The sequence below is a fragment of the Ancylobacter sp. TW_SC_1 genome (assembly GCF_056836805.1).
On record NZ_CM166365.1, the window covers coordinates 101821 to 116330 of the forward strand.

Below are 14510 nucleotides of genomic sequence, written 5' to 3' on the forward strand. Positions count from 1 at the left end.
CCATCGTCATGCGCCCGAAAGACGCGGCGCGTTGTGCGCGGGTCGCTCAGCGGCCGGCGACGGCGCGGCGGCGGTTGCGATCCTGCACCGGCTGATAGGCGATGCGCGCGTGATAGGCGCAGTAGGGCAGACCGGTCTTGGTGCGGCTGCCGCAATAGAAGAAGTCCGACTTGCCCGGCTCGCCGACCGGCCAGCGGCAGGTGAACTCGGTCAGGTCGAGAATGGTGCAGCGCTCGCCCATCGCGATCACGTTGGCGACCGGATCGGGCAGCACTTCCGGCTCGGGCTCGGCAACCGGCCGCATCACCTGCGCCAGCGCGTTGTTGCCCTGTACCATGGGGCGCATCGCCGCCGCGCTCGGTGCCGGGCGCGGCTTGCGCGGGCGTGGCGCCGGCGAGGCGACCGCCTTGGCGCGACCGGACAATCCGAGCCGGTGAACCTTGCCGATGACCGCGTTGCGAGTAACGCCCCCAAGCTCCGCCGCGATCTGGCTCGCCGAGAGCCCGTCCGACCAGAGTTTCTTGAGCAGCTCGACGCGCTCGTCCGTCCAGTTCATCGCTGTGCCTCCTTCGCGCTTCCGACCGGGAGGCGGAATCCCTCACCCTTCCGGCAAAGCGAACTCCACCGGATCAAACGCCGCAAACGCCACTTGAGGAATGCCGCCGCACGAGATGTCGTATCTCACTGGAGGAAGGCTACAATATGCGTAGACTCGCGGCGAGTAGGTTCACGTCCGAAACGATCGTTTTCCCCAGCTAGAGTCCGCGCTGCAACACTGCTCGCGCAAGCTGAGTCGGATCAATGACTTGATCTGGCCCCATGCGGGGATCGGCGACGGCGATATTGACCGCAAGCCCCTATTCTATAAAATCCACAGCATCGGGTGCCGCCCCCGCAAGGGCGGCACGTTTCGTTTTGGGACGGGCGTAGGCCACACGGCGCGCCGCAAGTTGAGAGAGGGAGGGGAGAGGTGATCACCCCCATCCTGCCGACCTATAATCGTGTCGACCTGATCTTCGAGCGGGGCGAGGGCGCCTGGCTGTTCACGAAGGACGGCGCGCGATACCTCGACTTCACCGCCGGCATCGCGGTGAACGTGCTCGGCCACGCGCATCCCCATCTGGTGGCCGCGCTGACCGAGCAGGCCGGCAAGCTCTGGCACCTGTCCAACCTCTTCCGCATCGAGGGCGGCGAGCGCCTTGCCGCGCGCCTCGTCGAGGCGACCTTCGCCGACACCATGTTTTTCACCAATTCGGGTGCGGAAGCGCTGGAGTGCGCCATCAAGATGGCGCGCAAGTACCACTACGCCGAGGGCCATCCCGAGCGCACCCGCATCATCACCTTCGAGGGCGCCTTCCACGGCCGCACGCTGGCCACCATCGCCGCCGGCGGCAACCCGAAATATCTCGAGGGCTTCGGCCCGGCCATGCCCGGCTTCGACCAGGTGCCGTTCGGCGACCTCGAGGCGGTGAAGGCCGCCATCGGTCCGGAGACCGGCGCGATCCTGATCGAGCCCGTGCAGGGCGAGGGCGGCGTGCGCACCGCGCCGTGGTCCTTCCTGCGGGCGCTGCGCCAGCTCTGCGACGAACACGGCCTGCTGCTCATCCTCGACGAGGTGCAGTGCGGTGTCGGCCGCACCGGCAAGTTCTTCGCCCATGAATGGGCCGGCATCACGCCGGACATCATGGCGGTGGCCAAGGGCATCGGCGGCGGCTTCCCGGTCGGCGCCTGCCTCGCCACGGCGGACGCCGCCAAGGGCATGACGGCGGGTACGCACGGCTCAACCTATGGCGGTAACCCGCTCGCCATGAGCGTCGCCAATGCGGTGCTCGACGTGGTTCTGGCCGATGGCTTCCTCGACAAGGTGCTGGCCAGTTCGACGCGGCTGCGCCAGCGCCTCGCCGAGCTGAAGGACCGCCATCCGGCGGTCATCGCCGAGGTGCGTGGCGAGGGCCTGCTGCTCGGCCTGCGCACGCTGGTGCCGAACACCGATCTCGTCACCGCATTGCGCGAGGAGGCGATGCTGGCCGTCGGCGCGAGCGACAATGTCGTCCGCCTCCTGCCGCCGCTCACCATCGGCGAGAGCGAGATCGACGCGGCCTTCGAGAGGCTCGACGCCGCCTGCACGAAGATCGAGCAGGGCCTGCGGGCCGATGCCGTGAAGGGAGCGGCAGCATGAGCGCGACCGAAGGGACGGCGCCCGGCGCCGTGAAGCACTTCCTCGACCTCGACCTGCTGCCGGCCGACGAACTGCGCGCCCTGATGGACTTCTCGAAGGACCTGAAGAGCCGCCGCCACGCCGTGGCGATCGAGAAGCCCTTTGCCGGCAAAATTCTGGCGATGGTGTTCGACCAGCCCTCCACCCGCACGCGCATCTCCTTCGACGTCGCCATGCGCCAGCTCGGCGGCGAGACGATCATGCTCACCGGCGCGGAGATGCAGCTCGGCCGCGGCGAGACCATCGCCGACACCGCCCGCGTGCTCTCGCGCTATGTCGACGCGATCATGATCCGCATCCTCGACCACGCCGCGCTGACGGAGCTCGCCGAGCACGCCACCGTGCCGGTGATCAACGGCCTCACCCGCGACTCCCATCCCTGCCAGATCATGGCGGACGTGATGACCTTCGAGGAGCACAAGGGGCCGATCAAGGGGCGCACCGTCGCCTGGACGGGCGACGCCAATAACGTGCTGACCTCCTGGGTCCACGCCGCCCAGCGCTTCGACTTCGCGCTCAACGTCGCCTCCCCGCCCGAGCTGGCGCCGCGCCCGGCACTGGTGAACTGGGCGCAGCGCAGCGGCGCGCGCGTCACCTTCGGCCACGACGCCGAGGCGGCGGTCGACGGCGCGGACTGCGTCGTCACCGACACCTGGGTGTCGATGGGCGATGCCGAATATGAGCGCCGCCACAACCTGCTGCGCCCCTATCAGGTCAATGGCGCGCTGATGCGCCGGGCCGCGCCGGGCGCCATCTTCATGCACTGCCTGCCGGCTCATCGCGGCGAGGAAGTCACCGACGAGGTGATGGACGGCCCGCAATCGGTGGTGTTCGACGAGGCGGAGAACCGCCTCCACGCGCAGAAGGGCATCCTCGCCTGGTGCCTGGAAGGCGCCGGCAACTGAGCCCGGCCCTGACCGGCGAGCGACAGGATGACCAGGGCCCGCCTTCGCGCGGGCCCTGCCATATCCGGCCCCCTCGCAGAGTCTGCAACGCGCTCCTATATGGGCGGACGGAGCCAACATGACATCACATCCTGAATCCCAGAACCGCTCGCCGGCCGCCCATGCGGTCGACGACCGCGTCACCCCCTTCCACATCGACGCGCTCGACGTGCGCGGGCGCGTCGTGCGCCTCGGCACGAGCCTCGACGCGGTGCTCGCCCATCACGACTATCCCGCGCCGGTCAAGCGCCTGCTCGGCGAGGCGGTGGCGCTGACCGTGCTTCTGGGCTCGACCCTGAAGATCAGCGGCCGCTTCATCCTGCAGACCCGCACCGACGGGCCGGTCGACCTGCTGGTGGTGGACTTCGCCGCCCCGCAGGAGGTGCGCGCCTATGCCCGCTTCGACATGGAGCGGCTCGACGCGATGCAGGCGGCCCTGCCCTCCGGCGCCGGCTTCGACAGCGGCGCGCTGCTCGGGCGCGGCCACCTCGCCATGACCATCGACCAGGGTCTCAGCGTCAATCGCTACCAGGGCGTCGTCGCGCTGGAGGGCGAGGGGCTGGAGGCTGCCGCGCACCAGTATTTCACCCAGTCCGAGCAGATTCCGACGCGGGTCCGCCTCGCCGTCGCCGAGGAGGTCCGTCCCGGCGGCGCCGCCTCGTCCTGGCGCGCCGGCGGGCTGATGGTGCAGTTCCTGCCGAGCGAGGGCGGGCGCGTGCGCCCAGTCGACCTGCATCCCGGCGACGCGCCGGAAGGCACGGAGCTGCCCGAGGCGATCGAGGACGATGCCTGGGCCGAGGCGCAGTCGCTGGTCGGCACGATCGAGGACATCGAGCTGGTCGATGTCGACCTGTCGAGCGAGCGCCTGCTGTTCCGCCTGTTCCATGAGCGCGGCGTGCGCGTGTTCGACGCCGAGGGCGTGGTCGCCAAATGCTCCTGCTCGCGCGAGCGGGTGATGGCCGTGCTCGGCAATTTCTCGCGCGAGGAACGCGAGAGCCTGGTCGAGGACGGACGAATCTCCGTCACCTGCGAGTTCTGCGGCCGCAGCTACGGCTTCAACGCCGAGGAGATCGTGGAAGCGGGCGACGAGGGCGAGGCGGCGGGCGAAGGCTAGGAGCCCCGCCCGGTGCGCGGGCGTCAGAACGCCCGGTTGATCGAGATCGCCACCGCCTGCGTCGTCACGCTGCCGGAATAGTTGCCGCTCAGGATTCCGACGTCGTCATAGCCGTCGGAGGAGCTGGAGAACGGCGCCGAGAACGAGCTGCCATAGCTCGCGGTCCGGGCATAGGTGTAGTTGATGTCCACGAACCACGACGCGTCGAGGAAGTAGGTGACGCCAATCGTGGCGGCGCCGCCGAACACCCATTCGGAACTCGAGAAATTGCTCGGCGTGCCGGTGATGTTCTCATGCGTGCCGTTGATCGCCGCGAAGCCGATCACGCCATCGAGGTTGGTTTCCACCTGCGACAGGGTCGGGCCGGCGCCGGCATAGACGAACAGCTTCTCGAAGGAGCGCCCGATGAACGGGACAAAGCTCATCTGGTGGGTGATCCTGCTCTCATAGGAATGGACCACGACATTGCCGCTGAAGCTGGTGACGGGATCGTCGGTGAGGTTCTTGAATGAGCCGGACTGCGGCACGGGGATGTTGGCGACGTTCGAGCTGGCGTCCAGATAGGCGTAGGAGAATTTCGCGCCCCACAGCCAGTTGCTGTCGGCGAAGTGCCGGAAGCCGCCGAACTGCACGATCGGCGCCAGCGTCCCATCGCTGCCCAGGCTGGGATAGGTGGATCCGCCGGCCGCCCCCACCGCGACGGGAACACCGCCCTGCGATATCTCGGAAACGCCCTGCGCATAGAGATACGGATCGTTGAAGCTGGTGGAGCCATAGCTCCCGCCGACGCCGAGGAAAAGCGCCTCGAACGGCACGGTGGACGTGCCTGTCGGCGCCGGCGCCATGGGGGCGGGCGCATCGGCCGCCCGGCCGGCCGTGCTGAAGCCGATGACAGCCGTAACAATCACAGCGACGGCGGGTAGGGTCTTCATGTGGCGTGCCCCCTTAGGTCATTATCTTGCATTGGAAAGCACAAGCGCACGAATTCGGGGCCTCACCCGAAATCGCGCAAGCAACAATGTCCGCCGCGACGCTCGCGTCCGCGGACAAGATGAATCAGATGCAGGAAGTACGTAATCCCACCGATATGGGCATGCGGGCCGGCATCATGCAAGCGCGGCCTATCCCGCGCATTCCCCGATCAGCCCCTTGAGGAAGCGCTCGCAGGCGCGCAGCTGGCTCACCTCGATATACTCGTCCGGCTTGTGCGCCTGGTCGATCGAGCCCGGCCCGCAAATGATGGTCGGCACGCCCTGCGCCTGGAAATGCCCGCCCTCGGTGGCGTAGGAGACCGCGAAGGTGCGGTTCTGCCCGGCGAGGCGCAGCGCGAGAAGTTCCGCCTCGGAACCGGTCTGGGGGCCGAGCGGCGGCACCTTGTAGATGAAGTCGGTGACGATGTCGGCTTCCAGTGCGCTCTCGCGCAGCTTCGGCAGCACCACCTCCCGGCCGAAGCGCTCGAAACGGTCGAGCAGGGCATTCTCGTCGAAGCCCGGCAGGCCGCGCACATTCCAGCGTATGGCACATTCGCGCGGCACGATGTTGCCGGCCGTGCCGCCATGCACCACCGTCACCTGCACGGTGGTGTTGGGCGGATCGAAGCGGCCGGACGGGTCGCCCAGCGCGATCAGCTCGGCGCGGGTGCGGTCGAGCTCGCCGATCAGCTCGGCGGCGGCGAAGATGGCGTTGGCGCCCAGCTGCGGCATGGAGGAATGCGCCTCGCGGCCCCTCACCGTGGTCACATAGGCGATGCCGGACTTGTGCGCGTCCACCACCCGCATGGAGGTCGGCTCGCCGACGATGCAGGCGCGCGGCAGCGGCAGATCCACGCCCAACCGGCGCACCGCCGGCACCACGCCGGTGCAGCCGATCTCCTCGTCATAGGAGACGAGCAGGTGGATCGGCGTCGAGAGCCTCGCCGCCAGCATGTCCGGCACCATGGCGAGGCAGCAGGCGAGGAAGCCCTTCATGTCGCAGGAGCCGCGCCCGTACAGCCGGTCGTCCTTCGGCGTCAGGGTGAAGGGCGCGGAGGTCCAGGGCTGGCCGTCCACCGGCACCACGTCGGAATGGCCGGAAAGGCAGACACCGCCGATGCCGGCCGGGCCGATAGTGGCGAACAGGCTGGCCTTGTCGCCCTCCTCGCTCGGCACGGTGACACTTTCGATCCCGAACGCCGCGAGATAGTCGCGCACGAAGGCGATGAGGTCGAGGTTCGAGTTCCGGCTCGTCGTGTCGAAGGCGACCAGATAGGCAAGCAGTTCCTCGGTCGTCGTCTGTCCGGCCAGCATGGAAGATCCTCGTGTCGATTGAGCCCCCACCATAAGGGGGATTGCTGCACGGCCCAACCGGATGTCGCCCCGGCACGACGAATATCCAAGCGATTCCCCCTGTCGGAGAAGGCTCTAGCGCCGCCAGAAGCTTGGCAGGAACAGCACGAGAACCGTGAACAGCTCCAGGCGCCCGATCAGCATGCCGAAGGACAGCAGCCAGATCACGCTCTCGGGCAGGGCGGCGAAGTTCTGCGAAGGGCCGACCACCGGGCCGAGCCCCGGTCCGACATTGGCCACCGCGGTGATCGAGGCAGAGAAGGCGGTGATGAGATCGTAGCCAAGCGCATTGATGACGATGCCGATCACCATGAAGCTGGCGAGATAGAGGAAGGCGAAGGACAGCACCGAGGCCACCACGTCGTCGCCGATCGGCTTGCCGCCATAGAGCACCGGAAACACGCCGTTGGGGTAGATGACGCGCTTGAGGTGCTGCTTGAGCGCCGAGCCGAGGATGGCGATGCGAAAGCTCTTCATGCCGCCAGCGGTCGAGCCGGTGCAGGCGCCGAGGAACAGCAGGATGAAGAACAGGGCCTCAGTCGGCGGGCCCCACTGGCCGAAATCCACCGCCACGAATCCGGTGGTCGACATCACCGACACGACGCTGAACATCGCATGGCGCAGCGCCGTCTCGCCGTCGGCGATGCCGCCGCTGACCTGCTGCACCGTCGAGAGCAGGCTGAACAGCACCACCAGCGACAGGAACAGCCGCACCTCGGGATTAGCGAACATGCGGCTGAAATCGCCGGCCAGAACGCGCACATACAGCACGAAGGGCAGCGAGCCCGACAGCATGAAGAAGATCGCCGCATATTCGATCGCCGGGCTGTGGAAATAGCCGATCGAGGCGTCGTGCGTGGAGAAACCGCCGGTAGAGATCGTCGCCATGGCGTGGGCAATGGCGTCGAACACGCTCATGCCGCAGAAGGCATAGGTTAGGGCACAAGCGAAGGAGAGGATCAGGTAGGAGGCGAGGATGCCTTTGGCCATCTGCGCTGCGCGCGGCAGCAATTTCTCGGACTTGTCGGAGGATTCGGCGCGGAACAGCTGCATGCCGCCGATGCGCAGCATCGGCAGCAGCGCCATCGCCATGACGATGATGCCGATACCGCCATACCAGTGCAGGAAGGCGCGCCAGATCAGCACGCCGGGCGGGCGCTGGTCGAGGCCGGAGATCACCGTCGCGCCGGTGGTGGTGAGCCCGGACATCGCCTCGAAATAAGCCCGGGCGAAGGAGAGGTCGGTGTCCGCCCACATGAAGGGGATCGCCGCGAAGACCGACAGCAGCAGCCAACTCGCGGTGGTGAGCACGAAGGCCTGCCGCAGGCTGAGCTTCTCGACCGCGCCCGACCGACCCGCCAGCCAGAGCGACAGACCGACGAAGACGGTGATGACGGCAGTGGCGGCATAGACGATGAAGTCGCCCTGTCCGGCGGCTAGGTCCACCAGCGCGGGAATCATCATCGTCGTGCCGAGAATAGCGAGCAGCACGCCGAGGATCGCGGCGATCGGGCGCAGGTCGATCACGGGAGCAGGAAACCGTTCGGCACGGGCGGGACGCTCAGCGGCTGATGGATCGGAGGCCCGGAGGCTCGCGCCACCCCAGCTGCCGTCACCATAGCTGCTTCGCCGGGCCGCCGGAAGCCGGCGCGGCCCCGGTCGTCCCGCGTCAGTTCAGCGTGCGCGCTTCGCCGGGAACGTCGAGCGAAAAGGCCGGCACCTCGGCGTCGAAGACCTCGCCGGCCTGGGTCACGAGGCTGTAGCTGCCTTCCATGATGCCGGTGGAGGTCGGCAGCGGAACGCCGCTGGTATATTCGAAATGCGCCCCCGGCGGCAGCAGCGGCTCCTCGCCGACCACGCCGGCGCCGCGCACTTCCTGCACCCGGCCGAGCGCGTCGGTAATGATCCAGTGGCGGGATTTGAGCTGCACCGTGTCGGCGCCGAGATTCACGATCTCGATGGTGTAGGCCCAGAAATACTGACTGCGCTCGGGATCCGAACGCTCGGGTGCGAAGCGTGGCGTCACCGTTACCTGTACGCCCCTCGTCGTCGCCCGGTACATGCGCGTGCCTCCCTGCCGCCCCCCCTGAGTCGCCCAAGTCATCCCAATGAAAGGCTTTTATGCCACGAGGGCAAGGCGGGCCCGGGTCACGGGCGCGTTTCGCACAGATGGTTGCAGCCTACCTTGACCCGCCCCCGCCCTTCCCCATCGGCCTAAGGGCGGGTTGTGAGACGGCGCGGATGCGGGCCCGCTCACACCACCTTCAGCGCGCGGACGACGTCGTCGGTCAGGTCGTCGACATGCTCCAGCCCGACCGAGAGCCGCACCATGCCGTCGGAGATGCCCATTTCCGCCCGCGCCTCGGGAGCGAATCGCTGATGCGTGGTCGTCGCCGGATGGGTGATCAGGCTCTTGGCATCGCCGAGATTGTTGGAGATGCGCACCACCTTCAATGCGTTGAGGAAGCGGAAGGCGCCCGCCTTGCCGCCGGCGACCTCGAACGTCACCAGCGTGCCGCCGCCGCGCATCTGGCGTTTGGCCAGGGCGTGCTGGGGATGATCGGCGCGGTAGGGATAGATCACCTTGGTGATGCCGGGCTGCGCCGCCAGCCGGTCGGCCAGCGTTGTCGCGCTCGCCTGCGACCGCTCGACGCGCAGCGGCAGCGTCTCGAGCCCCTTCAGCATCACCCAGGCGTTGAAGGGCGAGACCGAAGGCCCGGTCTGGCGCAGGAAGGTCTGCAGATGATCGGCGAGGAATTTCTCCGAGCACAGCACCACGCCGGCCAGGCACCGCCCCTGCCCGTCAATGTGCTTCGTCGCCGAATAGACCACCACGTCGGCGCCCAGCGCCAGCGGGCTCTGCAGCATCGGGGTGGCGAAGACATTGTCGACGATGAGGCAGGCGCCCGCCACCCGTGAGATTTCCGCCACCGCCGCAATGTCGACCAACTCCAGCGTCGGGTTGGTCGGGCTCTCCAGGAAGAACACCCTGGTTTCCGGCCGCACCGCCGCCTTCCACGCGGAAAGGTCGGTACCGTCGACCAGCGTCGAGGTGATGCCGAAGCGCGGCAGCAATTCCTCGATGACATAGCGGCAGGAACCGAACAGGGCGCGGGCCGCCACCACATGGTCGCCGGTCTTCAGCTGGCACAGCAGCGCCGCCGTCACCGCCGCCATGCCGGAGGCGGTGGCGCGCGCCGCTTGCGCGCCTTCCAGCAGCGCGAGGCGGGTCTCGAACATCGCCGCCGTCGGGTTGGAATAGCGGGTATAGATGAAGCCGGGGTCCTCGCCCTTGAAGCGCGCTTCCGCCTGTTCCGCTGTGTCATAGACATAGCCCTGCGTCAGGTAGAGCGCCTCCGACGTCTCGCCGAAGGGCGAGCGCAGGATGCCGCCCTGCACGAGGCGGGTATCCGGCCTCAGGGCGGCGATATCGGCGGGGGAAAGCTTGTTATTGTCGGTCATCGGGCGGCTCCGGTATCTCGCATAGACCGGGAACGCCCACGCGCTTGCGCTGCGCGGCCCCGACCTTTTTAGCAACCTTATTTAGCGTGGCGGCAAGCCGGCCGGCTCAAATGACCACGTAGGTCGGAATTACTCCCGCGCGCGGCTTGGCGTCAAGGGGCGCGTCCGGTAAAGCGAACAACACGATTGAGCAAGCGATCATCAGCGGAGCGACGGGCGTGGCGGATTCAGGCATGGCGTTCTCGGGTCTTGCCGGCGAGGGGATCCTGCCCGGCCATGCCATCCAGGCGCTGGCGGCGCGCGGCGCCATCCTTACCCGCCGTCCCTTCGACACCGATCAGGTGCAGCCGGCAAGCCTCGACCTGCGGCTCGGCCCGACCGCCTGGCGCATCCGCGCCAGCTTCCTGCCCGGCCCGGGCGAAACCGTCGCCGACCGGCTGGAGCGGCTCGCCCTGCACAGGCTCGACCTCACCGATGGCGAGGTGCTGGAAACCGGCTGCGTCTATCTGGTCGAGCTGGAAGAGGCGCTGGCACTCCCCTCCGACATCGCCGCCTCGGCCAATCCGAAAAGCTCCACCGGCCGGCTCGACGTATTCACCCGCGTCATCGCCGACCGCTCGCGCGCCTTCGACATCGTTCCCGCCGGCTATGAGGGCAGGCTCTATCTCGAAATCAGCCCGCGCACCTTCCCCATCCTGGTGCGGCAGGGCTCGCGCCTGTCGCAGATCCGCTTCCGGCGCGGCGACGCGCGGCTCGGCGAGGCGGAACTCGCCGCGCTCAACGCCACCGAGCGTCTGGTCGACGCCGCCGAGGCCGACGTCGCCGGCGGCGGCATCGCGGTGAGCGTCGATCTCTCGGGCGAGGGCTTCGGCGGCCTGCTCGGCTTCCGCGCCAAGCGCCATACCGGCGTCATCGACGTCGACCGGCGCGCCGCCTGCGAGGTCGAGGATTATTGGGAGCCGCTGGTGACGCGCGGCCGGCGCGAACTGGTGCTCGACCCCGACGCCTTCTACATCCTCGCCTCCAAGGAGGCCGTGCATGTGCCGCCCGGCCATGCGGCAGAAATGGTGCCGTTCGATCCGCTGGTCGGCGAGTTCCGGGTGCATTACGCCGGCTTCTTCGATCCCGGCTTTGGCCATGACGCCGCCGGCGGCACCGGCGCCCGCGCCGTTTTGGAAGTGCGCTCGCGCGAGGTGCCGTTCATCCTGGAAGACGGCCAGATCGTCGGCCGCTTGGTCTATGAGCGCATGCTGGAGCGCCCGACGATGCTCTATGGCGAGGGCCTCGGCTCCAACTACCAGGCGCAGGGCCTGAAGCTCTCCAAGCATTTCAAGCCGTGGACGCGGGAGTGAGGCGGCCGGCTTGAGCCGTCATCCCGGACAGCCGGAGGTCGATCCGGGATTGCTGCCCGGAAAGGCAACGAACGCGCGATCCCGGCTCTTGCTACGCTCGGCCGGGATGACGGCTCGTTCGCCGCGGACCTCCGTCCTCCCGAGAGAGGGGGGCTCGTCAGGCGTTACGCCCCCCTCACCCCACCGGCGGGTCTTTGCCTTCGACGAACGCACGTAGCAGATGATGCGCGATGGCCATGCGCGGCGGCGCGATCAGGCCGTCCGGATGCGTGCGGGTGAGGAGAAGACGCGCCTCGTCGCGGGAAAACCAGCGCGCGCCCTCCAGCTCGTTCGGGTCGAGGGTGATGGCGCGCGAGGTGGCCAGCGCGTGAAAGCCGATCATCACCGACATCGGGAACGGCCAGGGCTGCGAGCACAGATAGCGCACCGCGCCGGTGGCGACGCCCGCCTCCTCCATGGTCTCGCGCCGGACGGCATCCTCGAAGGTTTCGCCCGGCTCGACGAAGCCGGCGAGGCACGACCACATGCCCGGCGCGAAGCGGGCGGAACGGCCGAGCAGGCAGTCGTCGCCGTCGACGGTGAGCATGATGACGACGGGGTCGGTACGCGGAAAATGCTGCGCGCCGCAGTGCGGGCATTCGCGCCGCCAGCCGGCCTCGGCCATGGCGAGCGTGCCGCCGCAATTGGAGCAGAAGGACCGCCGCGCATGCCAGGCGAGCATCGCCTTGGCGGTGGCGAGCTGGCCGATCTCTTCCGCGCTCACCAGTTCGCGCACGGCGATGGCGCGCAGGTCGATGACGAGGAGGTCGGGCCGTGCATCCGGCCGCTCGGTGATCACCCCCAGCGCAGCGACGGGAAGCGGCAGCACGAGATGCGGCACGTCGCCGTTGAGCCCCAGCAGGCACGCCTCGCCCGCGCGTCCGCCGAGCGCGACGGCTTCCTCGAGCGGAAACAGCGCCCCGCAGGAATCCGAGCCGTCTTCCAGTCCCGCGACAACGCCTCGCTTGCGGCGCAAAACGATGCTCTCCCCGGCGATCAGGCAGGCCTGCGCCCGCGGATCGCGCAGGAAATACTCCATCTCGCCGCGCCGCAGGCTGGCGCGGTCGAGGCGCGAGCCGGTGTAGCCGAGATGCGGCCACAACCCCAGCGTGGCGTCGGTCGATGCGTCGCTCATGCCGTGCCCAGCGCCTCGCGCAGCCGCGCCACCAGCAGCATCGCCTGTGGCGCCGCATAGGTCCTGCGCTCGCCCACCCCCCACACGGGGCCGGGCCAGGCGGCGTCGCCGGCAAAGCGGGCGATGACGTGGATGTGGAGCTGGCGCACCATGTTGCCGAGCGCGGCGACGTTCAGCTTGTCGCATCCGGTCAACGTCTTCAGTGCCCGGCTCGCCGTGTCGATCTCGGCGGTCAGCCTCGCGCGCGCCTCGCCGTCGAGGTCGATCAGCTCGGCCAGGCCCGGCCGGCGCGGCACCAGTATCAGCCAGGGAAAGCGGGAATCGTCCATCAGCCGCACGCTGGCGAGCGGCAGGTCGAGCACCGGGAAGGTGTCGGCTTCGAGACGTGGATCGAGCAGGAAGGCAGAGGCGTCGCTCATCGTCGCGGTCGGGCTCCCCATGCCCGGCCGAGCTGCGGGCGCACCCTAGCTATAGCCCCGCCGCGCGCCTCCCGCCATCGCCTCCGCCACGATGTGCGGTCGGGGCGGATTCTCGTCGGCGGCATTTGTCCGCTCCCGCGCTTTGCCGTAGTGATGGCATCGGTGCGAGGGTGGCCAAGTGCCGCCCCACGCCGATGCGACGCGTGTCCGAAGCGAAGTGCCATGACCCTGAACATCCCCGCCGACACCGTGCGCCGCACCGCCATGCCGGTGCTGGTCGCGCTCAGCGCGGCGCATCTGCTCAACGACATGATGCAGTCGCTGATCCCGGCGATCTACCCGATCATCAAGACCGCCTATGCGCTGGATTTCGGCCAGATCGGCGTCATCACGCTGACCTTCCAGATTTCCGCCTCGCTGCTGCAGCCGCTGATCGGCCTTTATACCGACCGCCACCCCCTGCCCTATTCCACCGTCGCCGGGATGGGCTTCACGCTGGTCGGGCTCATAGGCCTCGCCTATGCCGGCAGCTATCCGCTGCTGCTGCTGGCGGCCGCCTGCGTCGGCATCGGCTCGTCGATCTTCCACCCCGAGGCGACCCGCATGGCCCGCAAGGCGTCGGGCGGGCGGCACGGTTTCGCACAGGGGCTGTTCCAGGTCGGCGGGCAGACCGGCGGCGCCATCGGCCCGCTGCTCGCCGCCTTCATCATCGTGCCGAACGGCCAGACCAGCCTCGCCTGGTTCTGCGCCGCCGCGCTGCTCGCCATGCCGCTGCTGGCCTGGACCGCCAGCCACCAGGCGCTCGCCGTGCCAGCCCGCCGGCCGGGCCATCAGGGCGAGGCGGAGGTGCCGCACAAGGCATTCCGCGAGGTCGCCTTCCCGCTGGCGATCCTCATCCTGCTGCTGTGCTCGAAGACCGCCTATACGGCGAGCTTCACCTCCTTCTACACCTTCTACCTGATCGAGCGTTTCGACGTGTCGGTGCAGACCTCGCAGCTCATGCTGTTCCTGTTCCTCGCCTCCTCGGCGGCGGGCGTGCTGTTCGGCGGCATGCTGGGCGACCGCATCGGCCGCAACAAGATCATCTGGTTCTCGATCCTCGGCGCGCTGCCCTTCACCGTGATGCTGCCTTATGCCGGCCTGCTCTGGACCGGCGTGCTGACGATCATCATCAACCTCATCATGTCGAGCGCCTTCGCCGCCATCCTCGTCTACGCGATCGAGCTGATGCCGCACCGCATCGGCCTCATCGGCGGCTTCTTCTACGGGCTGGTGTTCGGTCTCGGCGGGCTGGCGGCGGCGGCGCTGGGCCTGTTCGCCGACCGCCACGGCATCGACGCGGTGTATCAGGTCTGCGCCTTCCTGCCGGCCTTCGGCCTGCTCGCCTGGTTTCTGCCAAGCCTGCGCGGCGCGCGGGTGTCGTGACGGCGCCGTCCGGATCGCCGCCTAAGGGATTGTCCTCTTGAACACGACGGCACGGCGCGGCCTGATGGCGGCATCGCC

13 protein-coding genes and 1 riboswitch are annotated in these 14510 nt (G+C 68.4%); of the genes, 5 read left to right on the forward strand and 8 right to left on the reverse strand.

The window, feature by feature from the left end:
- Positions 1 to 46: 46 nt before the first annotated feature.
- Positions 47 to 556 carry a GcrA family cell cycle regulator gene (locus tag AC1PZ7_RS00480; RefSeq protein ID WP_482357561.1) on the reverse strand — a complete coding sequence of 170 codons (510 nt, stop codon included), beginning with the start codon at positions 554 to 556 and terminating at the stop codon, positions 47 to 49.
- A gap of 414 nt (positions 557 to 970) precedes the next feature.
- On the opposite strand from AC1PZ7_RS00480, the gene AC1PZ7_RS00485 reads away from it, so the two are divergent.
- The 3 genes from AC1PZ7_RS00485 (at position 971) to AC1PZ7_RS00495 (ending at position 4276) form a co-directional block, all read left to right on the forward strand.
- Entirely contained in the window at positions 971 to 2179 is a 1209-nt protein-coding gene (locus tag AC1PZ7_RS00485; protein WP_482357562.1) for an acetylornithine transaminase, read from the forward strand.
- Complete coding sequence (gene argF, locus AC1PZ7_RS00490; RefSeq protein ID WP_482357563.1) at positions 2176 to 3123, forward strand: ornithine carbamoyltransferase; 948 nt, start codon at positions 2176 to 2178, stop codon at positions 3121 to 3123. Before AC1PZ7_RS00485 ends, argF begins: the two co-directional genes overlap by 4 nt.
- 118 nt (positions 3124 to 3241) lie before the next feature.
- Positions 3242 to 4276 carry an Hsp33 family molecular chaperone gene (locus AC1PZ7_RS00495; RefSeq protein WP_482357564.1) on the forward strand — a complete coding sequence of 345 codons (1035 nt, stop codon included), beginning with the start codon at positions 3242 to 3244 and terminating at the stop codon, positions 4274 to 4276.
- A gap of 23 nt (positions 4277 to 4299) precedes the next feature.
- Here the strand turns inward: AC1PZ7_RS00495 and AC1PZ7_RS00500 are convergent, their stop codons facing one another.
- The 5 genes from AC1PZ7_RS00500 to AC1PZ7_RS00520 all read right to left on the reverse strand — a co-directional run bounded on the left by AC1PZ7_RS00500 (position 4300) and on the right by AC1PZ7_RS00520 (position 10062).
- Positions 4300 to 5208 carry a hypothetical protein gene (locus AC1PZ7_RS00500; protein ID WP_482357565.1) on the reverse strand — a complete coding sequence of 303 codons (909 nt, stop codon included), beginning with the start codon at positions 5206 to 5208 and terminating at the stop codon, positions 4300 to 4302.
- A gap of 189 nt (positions 5209 to 5397) precedes the next feature.
- Positions 5398 to 6561, reverse strand: coding sequence for an acetylornithine deacetylase (argE, locus tag AC1PZ7_RS00505; RefSeq protein WP_482357566.1), 1164 nt, complete (start codon positions 6559 to 6561; stop codon positions 5398 to 5400).
- Positions 6562 to 6675: 114 nt separating this feature from the next.
- Positions 6676 to 8127 carry a TrkH family potassium uptake protein gene (locus tag AC1PZ7_RS00510; RefSeq protein WP_482357567.1) on the reverse strand — a complete coding sequence of 484 codons (1452 nt, stop codon included), beginning with the start codon at positions 8125 to 8127 and terminating at the stop codon, positions 6676 to 6678.
- A gap of 142 nt (positions 8128 to 8269) precedes the next feature.
- Positions 8270 to 8662, reverse strand: a complete 393-nt coding sequence (gene apaG / locus AC1PZ7_RS00515; protein WP_482357568.1) for a Co2+/Mg2+ efflux protein ApaG — start codon at positions 8660 to 8662, stop codon at positions 8270 to 8272.
- A gap of 191 nt (positions 8663 to 8853) precedes the next feature.
- Complete coding sequence (locus AC1PZ7_RS00520) at positions 8854 to 10062, reverse strand: O-succinylhomoserine sulfhydrylase (protein WP_482357569.1); 1209 nt, start codon at positions 10060 to 10062, stop codon at positions 8854 to 8856.
- A 47-nt stretch (positions 10063 to 10109) separates the two neighbouring features.
- Positions 10110 to 10190: riboswitch (SAM riboswitch) on the reverse strand.
- Between the two features lie 105 nt (positions 10191 to 10295).
- Between AC1PZ7_RS00520 and AC1PZ7_RS00525 the strand changes: the two genes are divergently transcribed.
- Positions 10296 to 11414 (forward strand): 2'-deoxycytidine 5'-triphosphate deaminase, encoded by a 1119-nt coding sequence (locus tag AC1PZ7_RS00525; RefSeq protein WP_482357570.1) that lies wholly within the window; start codon positions 10296 to 10298, stop codon positions 11412 to 11414.
- Between the two features lie 175 nt (positions 11415 to 11589).
- Here AC1PZ7_RS00525 and nudC read toward each other — a convergent pair whose 3' ends face one another.
- Together nudC and AC1PZ7_RS00535 are read right to left on the reverse strand one after the other, a co-directional pair.
- Positions 11590 to 12588, reverse strand: coding sequence for an NAD(+) diphosphatase (nudC, locus tag AC1PZ7_RS00530; protein WP_482357571.1), 999 nt, complete (start codon positions 12586 to 12588; stop codon positions 11590 to 11592).
- Positions 12585 to 13007: an HIT domain-containing protein gene (locus tag AC1PZ7_RS00535; RefSeq protein WP_482357572.1), complete on the reverse strand. Its 423-nt coding sequence runs from the start codon at positions 13005 to 13007 to the stop codon at positions 12585 to 12587. The genes nudC and AC1PZ7_RS00535 overlap by 4 nt, the downstream gene beginning before the upstream one ends.
- A gap of 222 nt (positions 13008 to 13229) precedes the next feature.
- Between AC1PZ7_RS00535 and AC1PZ7_RS00540 the strand changes: the two genes are divergently transcribed.
- Positions 13230 to 14432, forward strand: coding sequence for an MFS transporter (locus AC1PZ7_RS00540; RefSeq protein WP_482357573.1), 1203 nt, complete (start codon positions 13230 to 13232; stop codon positions 14430 to 14432).
- Positions 14433 to 14510: the final 78 nt, after the last annotated feature.